Origin of the sequence: Gallionella capsiferriformans ES-2 (assembly GCF_000145255.1) — a bacterium.
GTDB lineage: Bacteria > Pseudomonadota > Gammaproteobacteria > Burkholderiales > Gallionellaceae > Gallionella > Gallionella capsiferriformans.
Map to the genome: position 1 here is coordinate 229,478 of NC_014394.1, position 12,572 is coordinate 242,049.

Below are 12,572 nucleotides of genomic sequence, written 5' to 3' on the forward strand. Positions count from 1 at the left end.
CTTGGGGAAAAAATGGAACCGTTACGTTTAGAAGCTGCTCAGGGCATGCAATGGATCAAAAAAGGGTATGCCTTGTTTATGAAGGCGCCGCTGCTCTGGATCGTGCTGCTGGCGATTTGCTTTGTTACTGCTGCAGGCGTCACGGCGGTGCCGGTGATAGGCGAACCGTTGGTCAGTTTGCTGATGCCGGTTGTGGTAATTGGCCTAATGGCAGGTTGCCGGTCGTTGGAGCTGGGTGACGATCTGGAACTGATGCATCTTTTTTGCGGCTTTCAGCGGCATACTTCGCATTTGATAACGCTGGGCGGGATTGCACTGGTCGGTCAATATCTGATCTTTGGCGTGATGATGATGGTCGGGGGCGCTGCGCTGGTGGGAATATTAATGAATAGTCAGGCGGCCGTGCCGCCCGACGTCATCCAGCAGGCAGTCGCTGGCGCTGGTGCATCGGTCATGATTGGCGTTGCACTGTTTGGACTCCTGCTGATGTCCATGCAGTTTGCCCCCATGCTGGTATTCTTTCGTGATGTACCGCCTTATGAGGCGATGAAGCTGAGTCTGCGCGCATTCACACATAATGTCGGCGCGATGTTTGTCTATGGCATGGCCTTTTTGTTGCTGGCGATACTGGCCAGCATGCCGATGATGTTAGGGTGGCTGATACTGATGCCGATGGTCTTTACGTCGTTATATGCCAGTTTTTGTGATATTTTCCCGGAACCCGTGATCCCGGCCTCCGCTGTAGAATAGGACGATCAGGCGCATTTCTGAGCATGCACTGGCGTGTGCTATCAGCCTGATTTAAATATTAGCTTGTGCTAATATGTTCCTCTGTTGAATTCAAATCGGGAAATGCGATGCAATTTGAGATTGATCCGTCCGTAATTAAACGCGCGCAATTCCCGCATAATTTACTCATTTCCGCTTTGTTTGGATTTAATCTGCTGATGGCGCCCGCCGTTATTGCGCTGAAGTTTGGCATGGTAGGCTTGCTGGTTCCCTTCCTGAGTACCGGCGCGCTGATAGGTGCGATCTATCTGCGCAGCAGAAAAAACACGCTCTGGTTTGTCGATGCACACTGGCAACTGGCGTTTAAAAACAGCCGCTGGCTAATGTTAGGCTATGCAATCACGGCATTGCTGATACTTGCCGCCTGGCTGGTGAGTCTCGCCGCTGCTAATCCTAGCATGGGTCACATTATCTGGACGGCACTCACGCGTATTGCAATCTTACCAACCTTAGCGGGCGTCATGATCACCGCGATCATGGAGGCGGGTGCGATCAGCCTTGCCTCAAAGCGCGAAGTGCCTGACAGCCTCGTCGCGAGTTTCCCGCCTCAGGTGTGAACTACTTGTGTGTTATAAAAGTCGCCGCTTGGCCGTGACAGAGGCCGGCTTCATCTATTAAATTCCAGACGGTTGCGTTGCGGATCATGAAGCGGGTGTTCTTGCCGCTAATGCGCATGCCGCAATAGTCGTCGATATAACCTTGCAGCGAGACCTTGTGCAGCAGTTTGGCGCGCGCCTCCTGTGCCAGCGGTTCGGCGGAGAGCCGTGAGGGCAGTTTTACGAATTCCTCGAAACTCATCTCGAACTGTTGCAAGGCCAGTTTGTTGCCATAGAAGAAGACGGGATCGGATGCGGTGTCATGGGCGACGATGGCAAAAGGGGCGTGCCACATACTTTGCGTATCGGCTAACAGGATTTTTCCGGTTAAGCGCTGATAACTATCCAGTATCAGTGGCAGACGCGGATCGGTTAGCGCTGTATCGGGCGGCGTATCTGTCGTCATAGTGCGGTGAGTTTCGCGTATTCGAGCGCCAGCCATTTGCTGCCGGCGTGTTTGAAATTGACCTGTACGCGTCCGTCGGTGCCGCTGCCTTCGACCCCTGTGATCACCCCTTCACCGAATTTCAGGTGCATCACGCGCTGACCGGTGCGCCATCCTGTGCTGCTGACGGAATGCTGTACGGGTGCCGCAGGTGCGCTATAACCGAAGGAGGCAAACGGGTTGCGCGGCGCTTCGCGAGCGGATAGCCATTGCAGCAAATCTTCGGGTAATTCTTTTAAGAAACTCGAGGGGGCGCCATAACTCACCTGACCATTCAGCATGCGACGCTGCGCAAAACTCATATACAGACGCCGGCGTGCGCGGGTAATCGCGACATACATCAGGCGCCGTTCTTCATCCAGACCGCCATCGACCCGCTGGCTGTTCTGATGCGGAAATAAGTTTTCTTCGAGGCCTGTGATAAACACGGCGTTAAATTCCAACCCTTTGGCCGCATGCACGGTCATCAGATGCAGCGCATCGTCCTGATCGCCCGCCTGATGTTCTCCCGCTTCGAGCGAGGCGTGGGTCAGAAAGGACGTCAGGCTGTCGTCTTCGTTTTCATGCACGAACAACGTGGCTGCGGTGACCAGTTCTTTCAGATTTTCCAGTCGCTCTTCCGCTTCTCGTTTCTTGGCGCCTTTTTCGCTTTGATAGTGCTCGATAAGACCGCTGTGTACCAGCACATGTTCCATGATTTCAGGCAGCGGCAAGGCGCTCGTGGCACTTCGCATGGCTTCGATCAGGCCGACGAAGGCGGATACTTTGCCGCCCGCACGGGCGGCGGCATCCCACAGCGTGGTGCCGTGCATCTTTGCCGAATCCTGTATCTGTTCGATGCTGCGCGCGCCGATGCCGCGTGTCGGATAGTTGATGATGCGCAGCAGCGCATTGTCGTCATCGGTATTTTGCATCAGGCGCAGATAAGCCAAGGCGTGTTTGATTTCCTGTCGTTCGAAAAAGCGCAGGCCGCCATAGACCCGGTACGACAATCCGGCTGAGACCAGCGCGTGTTCGAGCACACGCGATTGCGCGTTGGAGCGATACAACAGTGCCATCTCAGTGAGTTTCAGACCTTCTGTTTTGAGCTGTCTGATTTCGCCTACGATGAAGTTGGCTTCCTCCACATCGGTCGGCGCTTCATAGACGCGCAGCTTTTCGCCGCCCTGTTCAGACGTCCACAGGTTTTTGCCCAGGCGATTGCGGTTATTGGAAATCAGCGCGTTGGCCGCATCGAGTATGTTGCCGTGGGAGCGGTAGTTTTGCTCCAGCTTGATGACCGCTTCGACCTTGAAATCCCGCAACAGGTCTTTCATGTTGCCGACATTCGCGCCGCGAAACGCATAGATGGACTGATCGTCGTCGCCCACGGCAAATAAGGCATTGTGCTGCCCCGCTAAAAGCTTGAGCCATTGGTATTGCAGCGGATTGGTATCCTGAAATTCGTCCACTAGAATGTGGTGGAAGCGCTCCTGATAGTGGGTGCGCAGACTTTCATTGCGGGAGAGCAATTCGAAACAGCGCAGCAGCAATTCGGAAAAATCTACCACGCCTTCACGTTGACACTGCGCATCGTATTCGGCGTACACATCGACCTTGCGCCGTGTATAGGGATCAAAGGCCTCAACATCATGCGCGCGCAGTCCCTGCTCTTTGCTGCCGCTGATGAAATTTTGCATCTCGCGCGGAGGATATTTTTCATCATCAATTTCCAGCGCTTTCATGATGCGCTTGATCGCCGAGAGCTGATCACCTGAGTCGAGAATCTGGAAGGTCTGCGGCAGGGCCGCCTCTCTGTAATGCGCGCGCAGTAATCGATTGCACAGTCCGTGAAACGTACCGATCCACATGCCGCGCGTATTGATGGGCAGCATCGCCGACAGGCGGGTCACCATTTCCTTTGCGGCCTTGTTGGTGAAGGTCACCGCCAGTATGCCGTGCGGACTCACAGCACCGGTACTGATGAGGTAGGCGATGCGCGTGGTCAGTACGCGGGTCTTGCCACTGCCGGCACCGGCCAGAATGAGCGCGGACTGGCGGGGTAGCGTTACGGCTTGCAGTTGGGGCGGATTGAGGCCGGATAAAAGTGTCGTATTCATGGGCGGATTATCCCACAGTGGCGCAGACATGCCGATAGCGCTCTTTCAAAAGGTTGCCGCCGTGCAATAAAAATTACGCAGGTGAGGCGCGCCTCAAAGCGCATACGAGGCCCCCGTAGATTTACCGCCTGCATTGGTTATGTGACCAGGTGCTCCGGGGGTGAAAAATGAGGCGGAGAGGTAGATTAGTGAGGCGAAGCGCGAGATTAGTGAGGCAAAGCGCGAGATTAATGAGGCGGAGAAGGTGGCCGGAGAGGCCGAGCGGGAGAAAATTAAGGCCGAAAAGGATGACTTTTCGGCTATCTCCAACCCGGCGTTGTATTGAAGTGAATCAACCGCCTCTAATATCCGGCGGCGCGACTAGTCAAATACCACGTCGCCTTCGGCGACGTCCTGGCCCATCTGCATGCCCTTGAAATCGAAAAGAGTGCCATCGAGCAGATGGGATGGCGCGACATTCTGCATCGCGGTAAAAATCGTCTGGCTGCGTCCGGGATACTGGCGTTCCCAATTGGTCAGCATTTCCTTGATATTTTGGCGTTGCAGATTTTCCTGCGAGCCGCACAGGTTGCAGGGAATAATCGGGAATTCCATGCCGCGCGCATAGCGGGCGATGTCTTTTTCGACACAGTAGGCCAGCGGACGGATGACGATATGATCGCCCTTGTCCGTGACCAGCTTGGGCGGCATCGCCTTGAGTTTTCCGGCAAAGAACATATTCAGGAACAGCGTCTCTATCATGTCGTCGCGGTGATGGCCCAGTGCAATCTTGTTGGCGCCCAATTCGCCCGCGACCTTATAGATAATGCCGCGCCGCAATCTGGAACACAGCGAGCAGGTGGTTTTTCCTTCCGGGATCTTCTCTTTGACGATGGAGTAGGTATCCTGCGTTTCGATGTGATATTCGACGCCCAGCGCTTTGAGGTAACCCGGCAAAATGTCGGCGGGAAAACCGGGTTGCTTTTGATCCAGATTCATCGCGACGATGCGAAAATCAATCGGTGCGCGTTTTCGCAGCGTCAGCAAAATATCCAGCAGGGTATAAGAGTCCTTGCCGCCTGAGAGGCAGACCATCACCGAGTCGCCCTCTTCGATCATGTTGAAATCGAAAATGGCCTTGCCGACTTGATGCTCCAAGCGGTTCTTGAGTTTATTGAAATTGCCGGAATGATCGAACTGAATAGGTTGTGCAATGAGGGTCATAAATTTCCAATTAAAGTGTGATGCTTCTGCCGCCATCTACCGAGATGACCTGCCCGGTGATATACGGGGCATCGGCGATTAAAAATTTTACGGTTTTGGCGATGTCATCCGGCTCGCCTTCACGTTTGAGCAGGGTGTGGGCCACGATATTCCCGCGTTGTGCGGCATCTTCCCAGTCGGCATTTTCTGGCCAGAGTATGACGCCGGGTGCGACTGCATTCACGCGCACGCAGGGTGCGAGCTCCTGAGCCAGTGCGCGGGTGAGTGCGACCAAGCCCGCTTTAGCAACGCTATATAACAGATGGCCTTGCATTGGACGTTCTGCATGAATGTCCACGATGTTGACGATGCAGCCGTGTCGATGGCGTAATTCGCCTTGTGCGGCCTGCGCCAGAAACAGCGGTGCGCGCAGATTGGTGCCGAGCAGATCGTGCCATTGCATTTCGTTCAGCTCAGGGAGCGGCGTCGCGTAAAAACTGGAGGCATTGTTGATCAGCGCATCGAGACGGCCGAATCTGGCGATGACGGCCTCGATTAAACGGGGTAAATCGGCCAGATCAAGCAGGTCGGCTGAAAAAGCTGCGGCGCTATCGGGGCGCAGAGCGTTGAGTTCGTCCTTTAATGCCATGGCTTCTTGCGTTGAGGTGCGGTAATGCAGTGCGATGGTCGCGCCCGCAGCATGCAGGCGGCGGCAAATTGCAGCGCCCACTCGTTTCCCCCCGCCTGTCACCAACATAACTTTGCCTTGCACCGCACCCTCCATTAAACTTAGCAATCTGACGAATTATACCTGACCATGCCCATAACACCCGACACATCACTTCCCCAACCGGGCCCTGCGGCGGCACAACACAGCGCGCGCCTGATCGAGGCGATACACCGTGAGATTGCCGATCAAGGCGGCTGGATTTCTTTCGCACGCTATATGGAGCTGGCGCTGTATGCGCCGGGACTGGGTTACTACACAGCCGGTGCGCACAAGTTTGGCGAAGCGGGGGATTTCATTACCGCACCTGAACTCTCGCCGCTGTTCGGTCGCACTCTAGCCCGGCAAGTTGCGCAAATCATGGAAGAGAGTGCGCCGCATATTCTGGAATTGGGTGCGGGCAGCGGGAAACTTGCGGTCGATATGCTGGGAGAATTAGAGCGGTTGGGCCGTTTGCCTGATAGCTACTGTATTTTGGAGGTTAGTGCCGATTTGCGTGCGCGCCAGCAGGCGCTTATTGGTCAGTGTCTGCCGCATTTGCTTGGCCGCGTGCACTGGCTGGATGCGTTGCCAGAACAGGTGAAGGGCGCAGTCGTTGCCAACGAAGTGCTCGATGCGCTGCCCGTGCATCTGGTACGCTGGCAGGACAGTGCGCTGAGTGAAATCGGCGTGGCTTTGGATGAGTCGGGCTTTGTCAGAGTAGAGCGCGCGATTGCCGACGCACAATTATTGCAGGCAGCGCAGCAAATCAAGGTGCCGGATAACTATGTCAGCGAGATCTGTCTTGCGGCGAGAGGCCTAGTCACTAGCCTGGCCTGCCGCCTAACGCAAGGTACGCTGCTCTTCATCGATTACGGTTTTGGCGCGCGCGAGTTTTATCATCCGCAGCGATTGAACGGCACGCTGATGTGTCATTACCGTCACCGTGCGCATGACGATGCCTTTTTTCTGCCGGGGCTGCAGGACATCACCGCGCACGTCAATTTTACGGATATTGCAGAGACCGGCATCGATGCGGGGCTGGAATTGTCAGGGTATACCAGTCAGGCGTTTTTCCTGATTAATAACGGCATTGCGGACCTGATGGTGGAGACTTCCCCTGAAGATCTGCGCGCTTATCTGCCGCTGTCCGCTCAATTGCAGAAATTGACCAGCCCCGCAGAAATGGGCGAACTGTTTAAAGTTATCGCATTGAGCAAAAACAGGGCGAACCCTTTATCAGGATTCGCCCGTGGCGATTTTAGCCGCTTGCTGTAAGCTATTTGGCGGGTGCGGTCAAGGCGCGCAGGAAGTCTGAAATTTCTTTGATATTGAGCTGGCCGTCGAGGTTGCTGTCAATTTCATCGAAATGCGCATCCAAGTTGGGAAGCACGGCCGCTTCCTCGCGTGACAGGGTGCCATTCTTATTTTTGTCCGCTTTTTCAAGTTGCTGAGAAAATTCGCGGCGCTTCTTTTCCAGCGCGAGGGTGAAGGTCTTGATCTCGGCTTTGGTCAAACCGCCATCGTGGTTGGTATCGATCACTTCGAATCCATCCGCCATTGCGGGTGCTTTGAGTGCAGCCTCTTCCTTTGATATCTTGCCGTCGCCATCGGCATCCACCGATTTGAACAGCTGTTCAAACTTGGCCTCGATTTCCTTTTTACCTGATTTTTCCGCGGAGAAAGCCAAACAGGGTAGTGCAACGAACAACATACCGATGATCCACTTCATATTTTCAAATCCTTTTGATGATTTTTGACCAGATTTTCTATTGCGTCTTTGCGCGCATGCGCCACAGCGGCTGGAATTGTACCTTTATCCTGACACAATCGCGCAATCTCGCCTAGATTGACCGCGCGGGCAGCGCTGAGTAATTGCAGTAAATAAGCGGCTTGCGGATACAAACTCTGCTCAAATCCTAAGCGCCCACGCGCATCAGATGCACAGGCTTGCAGCAATTGGCTAAAGCGCTCCGGCCTGCGCCAGGCGTCGCTCGACTGGAATAACTTGATGATGGTGTCGCTGCGTAATTCTGACGCCCGATGTATGTCGCCGTGAAAGCGTGCCGCCAGCAGCGCCAGATCGCGGCATTCACCCGTTGCCCTGATGCGTTCTGACAGCGTTTTTACCAGCGCGACGCTGCGCAGCTCATGGCCTAGGTGTCGCGGCAGCATGTCGGGCGCAGTGGTGGCTTTGCCAAGATCGTGGGTGAGCGCCGCATAACGCACCTCGAGCGCATAATCATGCTGCGCCGCATCCTCAATGACCATCAGGGTGTGCAGGCCGCAGTCGATTTCCGGATGATATTTTGCCACCTGCGGGATGCCGAACAGGGCATCGATTTCGGGCATGATTTTAGCCAGCGCACCGCAATCCCTCAGCGTGGTAAAAAACCGTGCAGGGGTCTGCTCCATCAGGGCGCGGGACAGTTCCTGCCAGACGCGTTCGGACACCAGCGCATCGACTTCGCCATTATTCACCATGTCGCACATGAGCGCTTGTGTCTCGGGTGCGATGTGAAAGCCAAAGCGTGCTGCAAAACGCGCCGCGCGCAGGATGCGTACCGGATCTTCGTTGAAAGCGCTGCTGACATGGCGCAAGATGCCGGCGCGTAAATCGGTCATGCCCCCGTGCGGGTCGATCAGGTTGCCGGCCGTATCCTGAGCGATGGCATTGACGGTGAAGTCACGCCGCATCAAATCCTGTTCCAGCGTCACATCGGGTGCGGCATGCACGACAAAGCCCTTGTAGCCGGGCGCAGTTTTGCGCTCGGTGCGGGCTAGCGCATATTCTTCATGGGTTTTCGGGTGCAAAAATACCGGAAAATCGCGACCGACCGGCTGGTATCCTTGGGCTATCATCGCCTCTGGCGTGCTGCCCACCACCACCCAGTCGTGATCTTTGACGGGAAGTCCTAACAGGCGGTCGCGCACCGCGCCGCCGACGCAATAGATTTGCGCGTTAGCGGTCATTGCTGCCGCCGGGCGATTTGTCGTCGGTGAGCGGTATATCCCCCGTTCTTGCCGCAATGGTGCCAATGCGCGCCTTGAGTGAACGCGGCGGGGCACCAAACTGCCGTGCGTAATACACTGTGTTGCTCATCACTTTTTTGACATAGTCGCGCGTTTCATCGAACGGGATGCTCTCGGCGTAAATCGCACCTTCCAGCGGTTTATCCGAGCGCCAGCGACGGGCCCGGCCCGGCCCCGCGTTGTAAGCAGCTGATGCCAGCACCGGACTGTCATCGAGGGAGGAGAGCATATTCTTCATATAATAGGTGCCCAGCATCAGATTGGTGTCGAGCTGGTGCAGCAGCGATTCGCGATAGTCCTTCAAACCCAGTTTTTTGGCGATCCAGCGTGCGGTGCTCGGCATGACCTGCATCAGTCCGGAGGCGCCAACCCCCGATTTAGCTGAGGTTACGAAGCGACTTTCCTGACGCATCAGCCCGTACACCCAGGCTTCTTCGAGACCGTTTTCCTGCAGATGTTCGCGCATCGCAGTGCGGTAGGGGGCTAGATAGCGCAGGCTAAAATCATGCACGAGCACAGTTTTGTCGGCTGTATTGATCGCGCGATCATACATTTCGTGGCGTTTGGCGATTTCGGCTGCCGTGATGAGTTCGTGATCGTTGAAATTGCGTATGAGCCAGTTCCATTCGCGCATTGCATCGGTGCGCAGATCCATTTTATACATCGCAATCGCGCGCTTGATGCCGGGCAATTGTTCCATGGCCGTTAACTCGCGGGTGCCGGGCTGATAGCTCGATGGCGTCGCACTGAGCACGGGTGTGTCGCCTAGCTCTTCGGCGGACAGCTGACCGTAAAAAGTGTGCTCCGCACTGAGTGGCAGGAAAATTTTCAGGGCTTCATCGCGGTGTCCGGTTGCCTGCAGGGCGCGGGCGCTCCAGTAGCGCCATGCTGATTCGCTGCGTTGAGGCTCGGTCATGGCGTTAACGCCGGCCAGCACTTCCGGCCAGTCCTGAACTCGCAGGGCGGCGCGTACCCGCCAGGCGGCTTGTTGATCGGTGAGCTGGCTGCTGCCGGCTTGCTTGAACCACTTTCGGGCGCGCGGATCCTGCTTGCGAGCGGCTTCAAAGGCTAGCCAGCCTAAAAAATATTGCTGTTCGGCGTCAGAAAAATGGGCGGACAGATGGCCCCAGCGATCCGCTGCCAGATCGGGGGATAGCCGCGCCAGTCGTTGCAGCGCGAACAGAGCAACCGCGCGCTGGCCCAGGCTTGCGTTATCCAGTGTCTGTTTGTCCAGATACCGACCCGGATTGTCCATTGCGCGATCGAGTGCGCCGGAGGGAATTGCGCGGCTGCCGGTCAGGTGTTCGGCCAGGTTTTTCGCCTGCGACACATTACCCGCTTGCAGGGCTTTGTGCATGCGCTGCCAGATATCCTGCTGGCTGATTACGCCGGAGGATATGGCCGCATCAAACAGCACCGTGCAGTTCGATGGTTGGTCCTTAGCGTTTAGCCATAGGCTGCGCACATCGGATAAAAGTTCGCGGGTTTTTATGCGCGATTGCAAGGTATAACAGGCCAATTCAGTGTCTTCTGCGATCAGACGCGGCCGTTCACGTTCGAACAATTCCCATTGCTGTTTTTTGGCCAGACTTTTCAGCCATTCGGAACGCATTTTATCGATCATCGGCGTATCGTCCGGGCGCGCCAGATAGGCGCTGATCTCGCTGATATCGGCGGTATCGAGCTTCATTCTCAGCTGATAATAAGCGGTATACACTTCCAGCGGCGTATTGCGCAGTCGCTGCGAGAATGTCGCCAGTTTTGCAGCGTCGCCCGAGCGGAAGGCATCTCGTGCGGCGAGAAAATCGTCGTCCTGTGCGGCTTCTGCGTTGAAAGTAATCAGAGACAGGAGTAGAAAAAGAAATTTTATAAGGGACATCAGGACGGGCTGGCTAACTAAACTGTTGATAAGCATACCATAACGATGACAAACGCAGGCCTGTGCTGCGGTGCAATTTCATCCGTGGACGGCAGGTTTTGAGTTTTAAGGCTGGCGAATTTTTTTTAGCGGTCTGTATAATCGACGGTTTTTCGGGAGACTAGGTCATGTGGTTTAAAAATATCTTTATCTATCGCCTGCCTGTCGACTGTGCGATCACGGCCGCTGCCTTGCAGGAAAAACTGGCACTAAAACCGCTGCTGCCGTGTAGCGGGCTCGATAAGCAAAGCCGTGGCTGGGTATCGTGCCGTGGCGACGACCGCCTGGTACATGCCGCTAACGGGCAAATATTATTTGCATTGGGTGTCGAGCAAAAGCTGCTTCCTGCGACCATCATCACGCGTTTCGCCAAGGAGCGCGTCGCCGATATCGAAGCGCAGCAGGGCTATAAAGTCGGGCGCAAAGAGATGAAGGATCTCAAAGAGGCGATCACGGAAGAATTGTTGCCGCGCGCTTTCGCACTGTTGCGCACAACCTATGCGTGGATCGATACAGCGAACGGCTTTTTAGTGATCGATGCCGCATCCGCTGCTAAAGCTGAGGAACTGCTTGAATTTTTGAATAAGACGCTCGATGACTTGCCGGTCAAACCGCTGCACACCGAACTCTCGCCGGTCGCCGCGATGACTGACTGGTTGGCAGGGGAAGCGGCACCGGCAGGATTTACCATCGACCGCGAGCTGGAACTGCGTGCGACCGGCGAGAGCCGCGCCACGGTGCGCTACGCAAATCACGCGCTCGAAGGCGACGAGATACTGGCGCATATCGCCGCCGGTAAACGTGCGACCCGTCTGGGGTTGACATGGAATGACCGCGTCTCGTTCGTGCTGACCGAGCAATTGCAGATCAAGCGACTTGAATTTCTCGATATCATCAAGGAAGAGTCGACGACGCTGGCCGATACGGCCGATGAACTGTTCGAACTCGACTTTACGCTGATGACGGGGGAGCTTGCCAAAATGCTGGTCGATCTGACTGACGCCTTGGGCGGCGAAAAATCGAATCAGTAAGGGGGAGTGGCGTGCAGTGAAATTTCGCTGCCCGCCCGCTGTTACAAGTAGAGCTGACGTTCACGTTCGGCTTCGGTTGGTTCAAAGCCTGCGGTTTCGTAGTGTTTGAAAATAGCCCGCACCACTTCTTGTGGTTCATCGATGAGCTGGATGAGTTCCATATCCTCCGGATGGATGACTTTTTCTTCGATTAGCGCCGTTTTGAACCATTCGATCATGCCGCCCCAGAATTTGCTGCCGACCAGTATGATCGGGATGCGCCGCGTTTTACCGGTTTGCACCAGGGTGAGCGCTTCCATCAGCTCGTCCAGTGTGCCGAAGCCGCCGGGCATGACCACGTAGGCGTTGGCGAATTTGACGAACATTACCTTGCGTGCGAAAAAATGCTGGAAAGACTGGCTGATGTTCTGGTACGGATTGTTCGATTGTTCGTGCGGCAATTGAATGTTCAGGCCGACGCTGGGGGATTTTCCGTAAAAGGCCCCTTTGTTGGCCGCCTCCATGATGCCCGGGCCGCCGCCTGAAATAACCGAAAATCCGGCGTCCGACAGCAGTCGGGCAATTTCTTCCGCGAGTTTGTAATAGGGTTGGTCGGGGCGGGTGCGGGCGCTGCCGAAAATGCTGACGGCGGGATGGATTTGCGCTAGACGGTCGGTAGCTGAAACGAATTCTGACATAATGCCAAATACGCGCCACGCTTCTTTGGCATCCCAGGCCGCTGGAATATCGGATAATGGCAGCTTCGGTGTGTTGTTCATGTCAGTACCTTGAAA

12 protein-coding genes are annotated in these 12,572 nt (G+C 55.5%); 4 read left to right on the plus strand and 8 right to left on the minus strand.

The features are described 5' to 3' along the window. The first annotated feature begins 12 nt into the window (after positions 1 to 12). Positions 13 to 750, plus strand: coding sequence for a BPSS1780 family membrane protein (locus GALF_RS00960; protein WP_041938151.1), 738 nt, complete (start codon positions 13 to 15; stop codon positions 748 to 750). A gap of 107 nt (positions 751 to 857) precedes the next feature. Further along, complete coding sequence (locus tag GALF_RS00965; protein ID WP_013292175.1) at positions 858 to 1,346, plus strand: hypothetical protein; 489 nt, start codon at positions 858 to 860, stop codon at positions 1,344 to 1,346. A 1-nt stretch (position 1,347) separates the two neighbouring features. Here GALF_RS00965 and GALF_RS00970 read toward each other — a convergent pair whose 3' ends face one another. The 4 genes from GALF_RS00970 to GALF_RS00985 all read right to left on the minus strand — a co-directional run bounded on the left by GALF_RS00970 (position 1,348) and on the right by GALF_RS00985 (position 5,883). Beyond that, positions 1,348 to 1,791, minus strand: coding sequence for an MEKHLA domain-containing protein (locus GALF_RS00970; RefSeq protein WP_013292176.1), 444 nt, complete (start codon positions 1,789 to 1,791; stop codon positions 1,348 to 1,350). Continuing rightward, positions 1,788 to 3,929 carry a UvrD-helicase domain-containing protein gene (locus GALF_RS00975; RefSeq protein WP_041938152.1) on the minus strand — a complete coding sequence of 714 codons (2,142 nt, stop codon included), beginning with the start codon at positions 3,927 to 3,929 and terminating at the stop codon, positions 1,788 to 1,790. Before GALF_RS00975 ends, GALF_RS00970 begins: the two co-directional genes overlap by 4 nt. Positions 3,930 to 4,289: 360 nt before the next feature. Beyond that, positions 4,290 to 5,132: a tRNA 2-thiocytidine(32) synthetase TtcA gene (gene ttcA / locus GALF_RS00980; protein ID WP_013292178.1), complete on the minus strand. Its 843-nt coding sequence runs from the start codon at positions 5,130 to 5,132 to the stop codon at positions 4,290 to 4,292. A 10-nt stretch (positions 5,133 to 5,142) separates the two neighbouring features. After that, entirely contained in the window at positions 5,143 to 5,883 is a 741-nt protein-coding gene (locus tag GALF_RS00985) for a pteridine reductase (RefSeq protein WP_013292179.1), read from the minus strand. Positions 5,884 to 5,928: 45 nt separating this feature from the next. Between GALF_RS00985 and GALF_RS00990 the strand changes: the two genes are divergently transcribed. Next, a complete protein-coding gene (locus tag GALF_RS00990; protein ID WP_013292180.1) occupies positions 5,929 to 7,095 on the plus strand; it encodes a class I SAM-dependent methyltransferase in 1,167 nt (388 codons plus the stop codon). 1 nt (position 7,096) lies between these two features. On the opposite strand, the gene GALF_RS00995 is transcribed toward GALF_RS00990, so the two are convergent. Genes GALF_RS00995 through GALF_RS01005 form a run of 3 tightly spaced genes read right to left on the minus strand, consistent with a single transcriptional unit; the run spans position 7,097 to position 10,729 of the window. After that, entirely contained in the window at positions 7,097 to 7,549 is a 453-nt protein-coding gene (locus GALF_RS00995; protein WP_013292181.1) for an EF-hand domain-containing protein, read from the minus strand. Next, positions 7,546 to 8,790: a multifunctional CCA addition/repair protein gene (locus tag GALF_RS01000; protein WP_013292182.1), complete on the minus strand. Its 1,245-nt coding sequence runs from the start codon at positions 8,788 to 8,790 to the stop codon at positions 7,546 to 7,548. Before GALF_RS01000 ends, GALF_RS00995 begins: the two co-directional genes overlap by 4 nt. Next, positions 8,780 to 10,729 (minus strand): lytic transglycosylase domain-containing protein, encoded by a 1,950-nt coding sequence (locus tag GALF_RS01005; RefSeq protein ID WP_041938155.1) that lies wholly within the window; start codon positions 10,727 to 10,729, stop codon positions 8,780 to 8,782. The genes GALF_RS01000 and GALF_RS01005 overlap by 11 nt, the downstream gene beginning before the upstream one ends. Positions 10,730 to 10,896: 167 nt before the next feature. On the opposite strand from GALF_RS01005, the gene GALF_RS01010 reads away from it, so the two are divergent. Next, the gene (locus GALF_RS01010; RefSeq protein WP_013292184.1) at positions 10,897 to 11,799 is read left to right on the plus strand and encodes a recombination-associated protein RdgC; all 903 of its coding nucleotides are present in this window, start codon (positions 10,897 to 10,899) and stop codon (positions 11,797 to 11,799) included. 41 nt (positions 11,800 to 11,840) lie between these two features. On the opposite strand, the gene GALF_RS01015 is transcribed toward GALF_RS01010, so the two are convergent. Next, positions 11,841 to 12,557, minus strand: a complete 717-nt coding sequence (locus GALF_RS01015; RefSeq protein WP_013292185.1) for an LOG family protein — start codon at positions 12,555 to 12,557, stop codon at positions 11,841 to 11,843. Between the last annotated feature and the right edge of the window lie 15 nt (positions 12,558 to 12,572).